Origin of the sequence: Latilactobacillus curvatus JCM 1096 = DSM 20019 (assembly GCF_004101845.1) — a bacterium.
GTDB classification, from domain to species: domain Bacteria; phylum Bacillota; class Bacilli; order Lactobacillales; family Lactobacillaceae; genus Latilactobacillus; species Latilactobacillus curvatus.
In genome coordinates this window covers 737,836-749,916 of sequence record NZ_CP026116.1, presented here as the reverse complement: position 1 = coordinate 749,916, position 12,081 = coordinate 737,836, and the positions used below count along the sequence as shown (strand labels likewise).

At 37.5% G+C, this 12,081-nt stretch carries 15 protein-coding genes and 2 tRNA genes; 9 read left to right on the top strand and 8 right to left on the bottom strand.

Features of this window, described 5'->3' with window-relative positions; genetic code table 11:
- Nucleotides 1–32: 32 nt before the first annotated feature.
- Both LCU_RS04035 and LCU_RS09940 read right to left on the bottom strand, forming a co-directional pair.
- The gene (locus LCU_RS04035; RefSeq protein WP_004270037.1) at nucleotides 33–512 is read right to left on the bottom strand and encodes a nucleoside 2-deoxyribosyltransferase; all 480 of its coding nucleotides are present in this window, start codon (nucleotides 510–512) and stop codon (nucleotides 33–35) included.
- Between the two features lie 144 nt (nucleotides 513–656).
- Nucleotides 657–824 (bottom strand): hypothetical protein, encoded by a 168-nt coding sequence (locus LCU_RS09940; protein WP_004270002.1) that lies wholly within the window; start codon nucleotides 822–824, stop codon nucleotides 657–659.
- 138 nt (nucleotides 825–962) lie between these two features.
- On the opposite strand from LCU_RS09940, the gene LCU_RS04030 reads away from it, so the two are divergent.
- The 5 genes from LCU_RS04030 to LCU_RS04010 all read left to right on the top strand — a co-directional run bounded on the left by LCU_RS04030 (nucleotide 963) and on the right by LCU_RS04010 (nucleotide 5,908).
- Nucleotides 963–2,996: a KUP/HAK/KT family potassium transporter gene (locus tag LCU_RS04030; protein ID WP_004269996.1), complete on the top strand. Its 2,034-nt coding sequence runs from the start codon at nucleotides 963–965 to the stop codon at nucleotides 2,994–2,996.
- Between the two features lie 225 nt (nucleotides 2,997–3,221).
- Nucleotides 3,222–3,830, top strand: a complete 609-nt coding sequence (apf, locus tag LCU_RS04025) for an aggregation-promoting factor (protein ID WP_054644374.1) — start codon at nucleotides 3,222–3,224, stop codon at nucleotides 3,828–3,830.
- Between the two features lie 138 nt (nucleotides 3,831–3,968).
- Complete coding sequence (locus LCU_RS04020) at nucleotides 3,969–4,238, top strand: hypothetical protein (protein WP_004270016.1); 270 nt, start codon at nucleotides 3,969–3,971, stop codon at nucleotides 4,236–4,238.
- A 31-nt stretch (nucleotides 4,239–4,269) separates the two neighbouring features.
- Nucleotides 4,270–5,535 carry a Y-family DNA polymerase gene (locus LCU_RS04015; protein ID WP_050802251.1) on the top strand — a complete coding sequence of 422 codons (1,266 nt, stop codon included), beginning with the start codon at nucleotides 4,270–4,272 and terminating at the stop codon, nucleotides 5,533–5,535.
- Complete coding sequence (locus tag LCU_RS04010) at nucleotides 5,528–5,908, top strand: hypothetical protein (RefSeq protein ID WP_004269998.1); 381 nt, start codon at nucleotides 5,528–5,530, stop codon at nucleotides 5,906–5,908. Before LCU_RS04015 ends, LCU_RS04010 begins: the two co-directional genes overlap by 8 nt.
- A gap of 102 nt (nucleotides 5,909–6,010) precedes the next feature.
- Here the strand turns inward: LCU_RS04010 and LCU_RS04005 are convergent.
- Together LCU_RS04005 and LCU_RS04000 are read right to left on the bottom strand one after the other, a co-directional pair.
- Nucleotides 6,011–6,083 (bottom strand) — tRNA-Glu (locus LCU_RS04005).
- Between the two features lie 69 nt (nucleotides 6,084–6,152).
- Nucleotides 6,153–6,407, bottom strand: a complete 255-nt coding sequence (locus tag LCU_RS04000) for a hypothetical protein (protein WP_235805445.1) — start codon at nucleotides 6,405–6,407, stop codon at nucleotides 6,153–6,155.
- A 104-nt stretch (nucleotides 6,408–6,511) separates the two neighbouring features.
- Between LCU_RS04000 and LCU_RS03995 the strand changes: the two genes are divergently transcribed.
- Nucleotides 6,512–6,584: transfer RNA gene (locus tag LCU_RS03995), tRNA-Gln, on the top strand.
- 80 nt (nucleotides 6,585–6,664) lie between these two features.
- Here LCU_RS03995 and LCU_RS03990 read toward each other — a convergent pair.
- From LCU_RS03990 to LCU_RS03975, 4 genes are all read right to left on the bottom strand, one after another.
- Complete coding sequence (locus LCU_RS03990; protein ID WP_056967011.1) at nucleotides 6,665–7,843, bottom strand: tyrosine-type recombinase/integrase; 1,179 nt, start codon at nucleotides 7,841–7,843, stop codon at nucleotides 6,665–6,667.
- Nucleotides 7,844–8,025: 182 nt separating this feature from the next.
- Complete coding sequence (locus tag LCU_RS03985; protein WP_128486101.1) at nucleotides 8,026–8,910, bottom strand: toxin Cry1Ac domain D-VI-related protein; 885 nt, start codon at nucleotides 8,908–8,910, stop codon at nucleotides 8,026–8,028.
- A 127-nt stretch (nucleotides 8,911–9,037) separates the two neighbouring features.
- Nucleotides 9,038–10,195 carry an ImmA/IrrE family metallo-endopeptidase gene (locus LCU_RS03980; RefSeq protein WP_056967156.1) on the bottom strand — a complete coding sequence of 386 codons (1,158 nt, stop codon included), beginning with the start codon at nucleotides 10,193–10,195 and terminating at the stop codon, nucleotides 9,038–9,040.
- A gap of 11 nt (nucleotides 10,196–10,206) precedes the next feature.
- On the bottom strand, nucleotides 10,207–10,530 hold the full coding sequence (locus LCU_RS03975) for a helix-turn-helix domain-containing protein (RefSeq protein ID WP_056967154.1): 324 nt from the start codon (nucleotides 10,528–10,530) through the stop codon (nucleotides 10,207–10,209).
- Between the two features lie 288 nt (nucleotides 10,531–10,818).
- Here LCU_RS03975 and LCU_RS03970 point away from each other — a divergent pair, with 288 nt between their 5' ends.
- Genes LCU_RS03970 through LCU_RS03960 form a run of 3 tightly spaced genes read left to right on the top strand, consistent with a single transcriptional unit; the run spans nucleotide 10,819 to nucleotide 11,987 of the window.
- Nucleotides 10,819–11,007, top strand: a complete 189-nt coding sequence (locus tag LCU_RS03970; protein WP_056967152.1) for a hypothetical protein — start codon at nucleotides 10,819–10,821, stop codon at nucleotides 11,005–11,007.
- Nucleotides 11,008–11,020: 13 nt separating this feature from the next.
- Complete coding sequence (locus LCU_RS03965; RefSeq protein WP_128486100.1) at nucleotides 11,021–11,773, top strand: Rha family transcriptional regulator; 753 nt, start codon at nucleotides 11,021–11,023, stop codon at nucleotides 11,771–11,773.
- A 25-nt stretch (nucleotides 11,774–11,798) separates the two neighbouring features.
- Entirely contained in the window at nucleotides 11,799–11,987 is a 189-nt protein-coding gene (locus LCU_RS03960) for a hypothetical protein (protein WP_054644643.1), read from the top strand.
- The last annotated feature ends 94 nt before the right edge of the window (nucleotides 11,988–12,081 follow it).

The following is a 12,081-nucleotide window of genomic DNA, read 5'->3' as shown; positions in this document are numbered from 1 at the left end:
AGAACCGACGCATCAGTCGGTTCTTTTTTGAGTTAAAAGATATCTGTTTGGACATATTTATTGTGTAATTCAAAGAAATCATAAGTCGCTAAGTTTTCAATATCCGCTTCACCATTGAAGATGGCCGTTGCAGAACCAGCCAACATCAGGTTAATTGGTAAATTATCACGAAAACGAGCGAGAATCACTGGTTTATTGTGGGCAAAAGCATAACCACATTCCCACATGGTACCGGAATCAGGTTCGAATTCGCCTTCTTCAGATTTAAAATCCATAACAGCGACTACGACATCTGCTTGGTCAATTTGACGCGTATCAACATTAAAAGTAGCGACTTGCCATTCGAAAGTACCGAATTCTGCATCAGGATAAGGGTGTTGGCCTGGTTTGAAAAGTGAATCAGCATCAATCGTTGGGTTTTTAATGAGTAAATCAGCCACTTGATCTAACCGATCGTTTTGTTCGGGGCTAAAAAATGGGCCAGCGAGATAAACTTGTTTTTTTGAGGGCATGAGAGCCGCCTTTCTCGATAATGTTCGCGTTTTTTGTAGTAATTTAAGCTTAAAAAGCTATTTATTTAATTATATACGTACGAAAAATAATATTCAATATATGTTCTGCAAAAAAATACGAAAAAAAAAACTGCTTACGCAGTTTTAGTGAACGAACAAGTAAATAACCAATAGAATAAAGGCCACAACTAAGATTGTGAACATGTAAGTTGAAGCGGTACTAACAGCTTTCTTACGTTCCTTTGATAGTGGTCGGTTCGCTAGTTTCTTGTATTGCTTCTTAGCAATTTCAAATTGACGTTTATCTTTCATTTGTATCCCTCGCTTGTTTCAGTGTCCCTATTATAGCATGGAATACAGTGGATTGATAATTATTGATGATAAGACTGGACTTTCAATCTGGAACAAGCTACGATAATGCTATATTGGAGTATAAGGAAGTAACAAATCATGAAATTAAAGACAACTAAACAAACAACTGGACATAAATTATCAGTTGCAGGGATTTTGATTACGATGGGCGTCGTTTACGGTGATATTGGAACGTCGCCATTATATGTTATGAAATCAATTGTTGAGGGGAATGGCGGTTTGGCAAACATCAGCCGCGATTTTATCATCGGCAGTATTTCGCTTGTCTTTTGGACGTTAATGTTGATGACGACCGTCAAGTACGTCATGATTGCATTGCGTGCGGATAATAATGGTGAAGGTGGGATTTTTGCACTGTACACTTTGATTCGTAAGCAAGCTAAGTGGCTCGTGATTCCCGCGATTATTGGTGGGGCGACGTTATTAGCGGATGGGATGTTAACACCTGCTGTGACAGTCACGACGGCGATTGAAGGGTTAAAGGGTTTGCCAATTAATGGGAACGTTTTAATTAATAATCAAGATCAGGTGATTTTATTGACGGTCTCGATCTTATCGGTCTTATTTTTCATTCAGAAATTTGGGACTGATCTAATCGGTAAATCTTTTGGTCCCATTATGTTAATTTGGTTTACCTTTATTGGTGGCATTGGTTTGGTTAACTTAATGGGGGATCTAACGATGCTCAAGGCACTCAATCCGTATTATGCGATTGAACTACTGTTTAGCCCTGAGAATAAGGTGGGGATTCTAATTTTAGGCAGTGTTTTCTTGGCAACTACGGGGGCTGAAGCACTTTATTCGGATATGGGGCACGTTGGGCGGTTGAATATCTATGGTAGTTGGCCATACATTGCGCTTTGTTTAGTGTTGAATTACTTTGGACAAGGTGTTTGGTTATTACAACATAAAGATATTGCGGCATATCAACATATTTCTGATTTCAATCCATTCTTTGAAGTGATGCCAGCCCAATTAAAGGTCCCAGCGATTTTACTGGCTACAATTGCGGCGATTATTGCATCACAAGCCTTAATTTCAGGGTCATATACCTTAGTATCAGAAGCAATCAAGTTGCGCCTCTTACCACGAATTAAGGTCGATTATCCGGCTAAGTTAAAAGGGCAACTCTATATTTCAATCGTTAACTGGATTCTATGGGCGGTTTGTTTAATGGTTGTTTTCTATTTTAAGAACTCAGCGCACATGGAAGCTGCCTACGGTTTGGCGATTACGATTACAATGTTAATGACAACTATCTTGCTATTCCATTACTTGGGACGCCGCGAGAAGAAATGGGTATTGGCTTATTTGGTACTCATCTTCTTCGGGACAATTGAAGTTATTTTCTTCATCTCAAGTGCTGCTAAATTCATGCATGGTGGTTACGTGACAGTCTTAATTGCGGCGTTTATTCTATCGATCATGTTTGTTTGGTATCGTAGTAATACGATTAAGGAAAGTAATACTTTCAAGGCAAGTACGGTTTCATTACTAGCTTATAAACAACAACTACATGATTTGCGAGACGATACAGCGTTAGCTATGTATACGACTAATTTGGTTTATCTTTCAAAACCACAGAATAAACCATATGAAAAGAATATGGTTAAGAAGAATATTCTTTATTCTATTTTGGATAAACGACCAAAACGGGCGCAAGTTTACTGGTTTGTTGCGGTCAATGTTACTGATGAACCGTATACGGCAGAATATACCGCAGATACGCTTGGGACGGACTACATTGTCAACGTTCAGTTGTATCTAGGCTTTAAGATGGAACAAAAAGTGAACATCTTTATTCGTCAAATCATTCAAGAAATGATTCATCGGGGAGAATTACCAGCACAACCACAACGCTACACAACAATTCCAAATCGGAACGTTGGCGATTTCTCGTTTGTGATCATGCAAGAAGATTTATCACCAGCAACTCAAATTCGAGCAATGGATAAAGGGATTGTTCAAATGCGTTTATGGTTAGAAAAATTCACTGATACACCGGCTTCATGGTTTGGATTGGACTATAGTGATGTGTTCGTGGAACGTATTCCGCTAGTTCTTGGCCGCCAAAAATCGGTCTCTAAGTATCATTTAAAACGTCGTGAATAACATCAATAAATTAGTTTATAACGCCTAGGACAGAAGATTGTCCTAGGCGTTATTTGTGTAATAGCAGTCAAGTAAGCGGTGTGCATTACAATTAGCGCGGGAATTGCCGTCATTTTGTTACCTGTTTGTCATCAATTGTTATGGTTTTGACATGTACAAGCGAATATAAGATGGTATATTAGTCCCACGTTAATAAATCAAAACAACAAGGAGCACATCTATTACATGAAATCTTTTAAGACATTATTGCTTAGCGCTACATTGACAACGGCTGCAACAGCAGGATTACTTTTCGTTGGTCAATCAAAAGCAAGTGCCGCTACTACTTATACCGTTGCAACTGGGGATACGTTATCAACAATCGCCCAAAAATTTGCCGGTAACACAGATTTAGTCAATCAAATTGCCACAACAAACAACATTCAAGATATCAACATGATTTTTGTCGGGGAACAATTAACAATCGACACTGACCAAACAGCAACCCCTGTTCAAACGACAACGCCAGTAGTTGTTGCACAACCAGCCGCTGTTCAAACACCAGCACCAGTTGTTCAAGCACAACCTACAGTGCAAGCTGCACCAGTTCAACAAACAGCTGCTGTTGCACCGACAACTAGTTCAGCGAAAGAATGGATTGCGCAAAAAGAATCTGGTGGTTCATACTCAGCGCGTAACGGTCAAATGATTGGCCGTTATCAATTAACCGCATCATATTTAAATGGTGACTATTCAGCAGCCAATCAAGACCGCGTCGCAGATCAATACGTAACAAGTCGTTACGGTTCATGGGATGCCGCTAAGAGTTTCTGGTTAAGTAACGGTTGGTATTAAAATTTAAGGTTCCTTTAACGCTCAATCAAATTTAATTTGATTGAGCGTTTTTTGTTCTCTGAGAAATCACACTTGACTAAATCGAATGTATGTTCGTATAATTAAGAGGACATAAGATGAATTAAAGAGGTGTGCCTGATGCATACGAATAAAGAAGTGATTACGCTAGATCAAACAGGATTGAGTTTATATTTAAATGGCTTTGGAGTTTTAGAATTGCGGCGATTAGCGGTGAATCATAGTGATGATTTGATTGACTCAATGAATTATTACTACAACCGCGATAAGTTTCCGCAATTTATTTATCGTCATCTATCAGCCGTCACCTTGATTGAGATTAATCGGTGGCAACGCGAATTAGATGAACAAGTGCGTCAGATTCAAGTTGGGGTGAAGAGTCGTGTATGACTATCAGAATGAACTACGCCGCGTGATTTTAATGATTGATTCGAAATCTTTTTACGCATCAGTAGAGGCCGTTCGGTTGAAACTGAATCCGTTAAAGGCTATTTTGGTGGTGATGTCCACGGAGAAAAACACGGGCAGTGGTTTAGTATTGGCAGCCAGTCCCATGGCTAAGAAATTATTTGGTATCAGTAACGTAACGCGTGCCCGGGATGTTCCAATTCATGATAAGCGGTTAATCATTGAGCCACCCAAGATGAATTTGTACATCCAAGTGAACCAGAAGATTAACCGTATTTTTCAGCAATTTACGGCAGAAGAAGATATTCAACCGTATTCCATTGATGAATCGTTACTTGATGTCACGGATAGTTGGCAACTCTTTGGAGCGACGCCGTACGAAGTCGCACGTAAAATTCAGCTGGCTGTAAAAAAAGAAACGGGCATTTATTTAACGGTGGGGATTGGCGATAATCCGCTACTTGCCAAGCTCGCATTGGATCTTGAGGCCAAACGGAATCACAGTTTGATTGCAGAATGGCATTATGAAGATGTCCCAGATAAACTGTGGCCAGTGACCCAGTTAGATGATGTCTGGTCAATTGGGCATCGTACGGCAGAGAAACTGAATCAGAAACACATTCATTCGATGTACGATATTGCGCATACAAATCCCTATCGGTTAAAACAAGAAATGGGTGTCATGGGCGCGCAGTTGTTTGCGTTTAGTTGGGGGATTGATCGGGCCGTTGTACGGCATAAATATAAGGCCAAAGAGAAGTCTTATGGGAATAGTCAGGTATTACCACGCGATTATTTTATCCAAGCTGAGATTGAAGTTGTGATTCGGGAAATTGCAGAGCAAGTGGCTGCACGTCTCAGGGCGCATCACAAGGCGACCACGGTTATCAGTCTGGGGATTGGCTTTTCATTTGCTGCAAAAGAGGATGCATCGCGTGGTGGTTTTGGGCGTTCAATGAAGATTGATGCGACTAATGCTAATCAGCAACTCACAAAACATGCCATCCAACTTTTTCGTGAAGAATGGCAACACGAATCGATTCGGCATATTAGTATTGCGTGCAGCAATTTGGTTGACGATAGTGCGGAACAATTAGATATGTTCGACACACAGTTTATTAATTTGAAAAAGCAGAAATTAGATAGCACGGTCGATGAAATTCGCAAGCGCTACGGTTTTACATCGGTGGTCAAATTGTCTAGCAAAGTAAAAGGTGCGACTGCAATTGAGCGTGCTGGCTTAGTCGGTGGGCATGCTGGAGGGAACGCCTATGAATAATGATGAATATGATCCCAATTTGGTTAATCAATTTTTGAAGTATGATTATTATGATCGTGGCATGATGAAATGGCAAGGGTTCTATTTAAGCGATCATACGGCAGTGTTAGATAAGAATAACCGCGTACAAGATCGTAAGCGCAATGAAAAACACATTGAGGCGATGACTGCTGAGATGATTGCTAATACCATCAATGACGCAATTGTTAAATGTTATCCGGTTCAAATCGACAAAGCAGAACGTTCAATAGAAGGTATTGTACCCAGTAAGGTGGAAGGTTTAATCAGTGGCTGGTTTGGTAGCCAAATAATTGTGGCAAATGAAGCCATTTTAATAGAAGAAATCTACGCAATAAAAAAACTAGCCCCCTAACTAAAGCGTCAGGAGGCTAGCTTTTTTACACGTTTTAAACAAACAAAAAAGCCGCTAAACCTTAGTTTAACGGCTTTTCTGGGTTCTAGGCTGTTTTAAATATCACCCGTACGGGGATCGAACCCGTAACTCCGCCTTGAGAGGGCGACGTCTTAACCGATTTGACCAACGGGCAATGTTCGGAACAACTAATATCTTAGCGAATAAAGCCTGTAATGTCAATGGTTAATTGACTCTAGCGAGGCTAAATGAAGATTTTATAGTTACGACGATTAATGTTAATAATTTCCTTGGTCATAGTGCGATTTGTTTGTCTCTTTAAATGTTTCAAGATATTCCGAATATAGTCCTGATGGTTTATCAGTAGATTTAGAATATCTTTATCAATTGTGACTTCAAGCGTCCTGCGTGAATCTATCCAATCAATCACAACGTGGTCTTGATCATATACGGCAACTTTCCCGTCAAATAATTTTTCGATTTCTGCTTTTTTCATCATTGGAACCACCTCCAAGAATAGTATAGTCCTCTTTTAAAGATTTGTTAAAAATCATAATTGACAACGTCTGGAGTGTGCAGTATCATAGTATTCGTTGATGATATTGGGTATTCGCCAAATTGGTAAGGCACCGGACTCTGAATCCGGAATTTATAGGTTCGAGCCCTATATACCCAATCATAATTTATAAAAGCCTGATTTATCGGGCTTTTTTTGTGCCATTTTTTAATTTTGATTACGTATTGATTACGTATAGACTATTTAGCTAGATATTCGGCGAATTTTGTTGACGTTTCAATCTTTTGTTTTTGAGTAACGGCCGTGTAAATGTCCATCGTTGTTTTGAAGTTGAGATGGCCAAGTTGCTCTTGTACTTCCTTAATCGATGCACCAGCTTCAAAAGCTAGCGTAGCATAAGTGTGTCGCAAACCGTGGACTGTGATTCGTTTTAATTGCTCGTTAGGTTCTTTATCCTTATTATATTTTTTTATGATCCAGTCCATCCATTTACCGGGATAGTTCGGTTGTAAAAACTCGTTGTCCTCGTTTGAAAATACCAGCTGCTCTTTCGATTTGACAGTAGTTCCAAAAGCTAATAGTTGCTCTTTTTGGACGACTTTCCACTTTTTAAGTCGTTTGACCGTATTGTCATCTAAATTCAACGTACGGTGGCTATTTTTAGTTTTAGGTGTCTGTGTGATTAACTTGAAGCCGGCACCTAAAGTTTGTGTCTTATTGATGTCTAAAGTGGCAGCTTTTAAGTCGATATCATCCCACGTTAGGGCAAGTAATTCACCTTTACGCATTCCGGTAAAGGCTAGTAGATGGAAACACATCGCTGCTTGCTGATCACCGAATTCATCGACGGCTTTGAAAAAGGTTAGTAGCTCTTGTTTATCAAAAAAATTAATCTTAGAATCATCAAGTTTATTAGGATTTTTAGGGATGAATATTTTCTTGGTTGGATCAGATTGAACAATATCCATCTTAAAAGCATATTGAAATACGTTACCAGTGTAGTTCATAAACACTTTATATTTCTTTTTACCAGACTCGTACCAACTGTTAATAGCCGTTTGACAATCCATGGGGGTAATATCTGTAATTATCTTATCCCCAAAAACTGGTAAGATATGCAATTTAAAAATGCTTTCTGTTTTAGCCCAGGTCGATTCTTTAACAGTATTTTTATATTGTTTAAACCAATTTAAATAGATTTCTTCAAAGGAATACTTATTTGCAACTTCAAGCAGAGAATCGCGTTCAGCTTCAAGGGCTATTAGAGCTAATCTAGCTTCGCGTGGTGTTCTAAAACCACGTCTAGTTATTCGTTTATCCTTCCCATTGACGCGGCCTAGATAGGCATTAAACATATATGCGATAGTACCATCTTTTTTAGTGTATTCTTTTATACGTTTATCGGTGATCCGTGCCATGTTGTAATATCCTCCTATTATCTGTTAAAATAGAGTACGCAAATAGCGTGCGCTAATGCGTACCTTTTTTTGTTAGGCACATCCATCCGTTTGGCGACGGGGGATGTGTCTTTTTTTATTGCAAATCAACCAGCAAGACTTGCACTTGCTGTCGGCTTATCCGATGGTTGAACAGGGAGTAATTAATTAACTATTTTATCGTAGATCGCATTCCAATCATTTAGCTTGCTATTGATCTCTTTACCAAAGTTTTTCGAGTCATCGTTTTTACCAATTTGATAGTTCAAATAATCTTTCTCAATATTAAGTAGGTCAGACGATGCCTGCCAATAGTCATTCAGATTATTAATTAATGACTTATCATCACTTGAATATTCAGATTCAAATACATAATGATCATCACATTCTTTAATTACGTTATTAATGACTTTAATCTCTTTTTTAATTCTTTTGACATCCAAAGATTGAGCTGCATCATACATTTTTTTCGAAATTCCTTGGGTACCGTCAATACGTTCATGCATCTCTTTTACGAGGTAAATATTATTATCCTTATCTAAACGTTCTTTTCCGTCTTCGTTATTAGATGTAGATTGTGGCTGACTTTGACTTGCACTAGCGGCGGATTGTGACTTAGAAGTTGCTTCTTTTTTTGATTCAGAAGCAGATTCTTTAGCTGCAGATTCACTTTCGGATTTTACTTTTTCCGACTCGCTTTTTGAATTAGCTTTTGATTCAGAAGCTTTAATGGATTCAGAATTCTTTTTATTGGTTTGATTAACAAAGTCAGGCCATAATTTTTGAGCTGTTAAAATATCTTTTAGTAGTTTTTCTTTTTCCTTTGAGTTAGGTAGTTTTGATACTTCTTTAGATACAGATTTGATTTGTTGGTAGGTTGTGCCTTCTAATAACTTAGTATGCTTTGAATCTGAAAACAATCCATCAACGTTCATTTTTGCGTTTTCAAGCGACGATGTTTTCTTCACTGTTTGTTCGCTGCTTGAATCATTGCGTTCGTTTTGATTACCACAGGCAGTAAGTAGCCCTAAGCTTGCCATAACAACCATAAATAAATACCTCTTCTTAACCACAAATACTCCTCCAATATGATAAAATAATATTTGGACGTAGCAATAATATACCGGCCCTATTGAATCCCCACGATTCTTTAGGGCTTTTTTAGTGTTGCATCTTTTAGAAAGGAAGTGCTTCTGTTTCTATTTTCAATAATGTTTTTTCTTCTTTTGCTTTTTTCCAATCTGATAATAAATCTTGCACAAAGAAAGTGGATTCACATCCGCAAATAGGACAGTATCTTGATTCGCCAGAGAGAACGGTCCCACACCCCTTTGTCCCATTTATAAAATCAGGATCGAAGTAACTATTGTTGTAGTTTCTGTCATAACCACTACATTTATTAACTATATGACTTCCGCAAATTTGACAATAACTTCCGTCTACAATATTTTCATTATTGCAAGTTGGACACTTTGTTGCTTTTCCTTGTGAGTCAACATCAATACCTTTATAAATCATAGTATAGGGCACCACTCTTTCGTAAAAATTAAAATTAATACTCGTAATATCATGTACATGGATATTACTAGAACCACAATAGCTACAATATAGTAACGGTTTATTATAGCTAAAAGTGCTAAGCCCATTGCAATCTTTGCAATGGATGGCGTAAGAAGATGATAAATAAAATCCATTAAATAAGGAAAAGTGAGTTGGCAATCTTGTGAACGAGTAGATTGAAAAATCTATTTTTGGCCTATATGTTGGTAGACGATATTGATAGTGAGTTTGCTCTATAGCTATCCTAGCAGCCGTCTTACTAACATCGTGAAGTTTGATAATATCATCAACGTTTTCTCCGTAGTAGAGCGAAGAGGGGGGGATTAGTAGAGTTTGCGCAAAGGCCTCGGCCTCCTTTTCCATGATATTATAGTTTTCTTCTGTAATCCCATTCCTACCAAGCGAATCGCTAAAAGAATGTTTCAAAAAATAATGTCCAAGTTCATGTGCAATAGTGAAACGTATTCTTTCAGGGATAATATTTGAAGCTTTGTCATGATATAAAATTATTTTTTGCTCAGAATCACTCATCTTAATTATTGCTGCATCTTGTGATCCGTCAGCGAGGTTATTTATCACCCAATTCACATTGACGTGAAGTTCTGGCTTACGATTATTTATTTCTTTAACCATTTCATTATAAGTAATAACACGTAAATCTGGAATCTTATCAATAAATTCTAGTATCGCTAATCGAGTTGTATTTAAGTTATATATTTCTCGAACCTTTAAAGCCATATTCCTGGCAAAATCCCAACGTACTTTGTCTTTCATGTAGTTCCTCACTATTCGTCAAATTTATCCTTAAAAATAGCAGCCATGACATCATTTAATTTATCTAAATCATTATCGGATAGATGGCTAGCATTGCGCGCAATTTTTTGAACTTTTGGTCGAAAAGTATTTTCACCAAACTTATCTGAGCGTCCTAATAAGTAGTCCGTAGATACATTAAAATAGTCTGCAACCTTTTGAAGCGTGTCTGAATTTGGTGAGTTCTTTTTCCATTTGTATAAGTAATTTTTACCTAATCCAAGGTCTTCTTCTAGTCGCGAAATAGAAATCTTTTGTTTTTCTGCAAGATATTTAACTCTGTCAAAGAGCGTCATAACAGTATTCCTCACAATCTGACCACAATTTCTGTCATTTTAGATAGAAAAATATGTTGACTTCTAACTATTATGGCAATATACTGTAGTCATAAGCTTAATTGATAGCTAACTAAGACAAAAAAACAATTGCGATATATCCGTTCCCCAACGTATTCGCTATGTCATGAAGTGGCTTATTTAACTATGTCTACATTCTATCATAATAGTTAGAATTATCAATAGGATTTAGATGAAAAAGTTAAAAAAATAGCTTATTAAATTTACATTTAGTTTGGAGGTGATGACATGACTGTGACAGAAAGAGCTCTTTTGATTGCGCAAATGAAAATTAAAAAAATCAAATTTAAAGAACTGTCAGAAGTGTTCGGTATTTCTGCGGTTTATGTTTCTGACATATTGAACGGGCGGAAAGATGGACCCAAAGCAACACAATGGATTAATAAATTCGACAAGTATGTAAACTCAAGAAAATAAGGAGATGCAAGAAATGAATAACTTAGTAATCATGAAGAACCAGCAAGCAGTAACGAGCAGTTTACAAGTAGCGGAGGTTTTTGATAAGAACCATAAGCACGTTTTAGAAGCAATTGATTCCTTAAGAGAAGGGGTGGCCGAAAATTGGGCAAACCTATTCTACGAAGATGTTTATACACATCCCCAAAATAAACAACAATACCGAGTTATCTATATGAATCGGGATGGATTTACACTGCTAGGGATGGGTTTTACCGGCAAAAAAGCTTTGGAATTTAAATTGAAATACATTGAAGCATTCAATCAAATGGAAGCTCAAATCAAAATCGACACTAAGAACTTAAGCCCAGAATTACAAATGTTCAAAGGTTTGTTTGATTCATTGGCTAAGCAAGAATTAGCGACTAATCAACTTGATAAAAAGGTAGACAGCATTTCAGAAATTGTGGCTTTGAACACAACGGACTGGCGGAAAGATTCTCGCACATTAATCAATAAGATTGCACAAGCTCAAGGCGGATATGGTGCTTATAAAGAAATTCAAAGTGCAATTTATACAGAATTAGAACGTCGTGGCAAAGTAAATTTAAAGACTCGACAAACAAATAAACGTCGTCGCATGGCTGATGAAGGTGTATGTAAATCCACTCGAGATAAGTTATCGAAACTAGATGTAATCAATGATGACAACAAGTTGATTGAAATCTATACAGCGATTGTTAAGGAATTTGCTATTAAGTATGGTGTTTGGAACGAAGAACATTAATAGAAGATAAACGGAGGTTTTTAAAATGGATAGATTAGATGGTGAATTAATGGAATTACTTGATGAAATTAAATTTGATTTTGAAGCAATTGACGGTGGCGGGTCGGTAACCGAAAACGGGAAATATATCCCTAATAGTCAGGTTGCGTTAAATCTTGCTAAAAATTCGTTACGAGTATCTGAAATTCTATATAAGTTTGAATCAGAAGAATAAGTGAAGTACAGGAGGACAAGGCATGGAGAAGAATGTTAAGCGAGAAAGTGACTACTGTCATTATCTAGCTAATCAGTATTCTAAGGAAACTTTA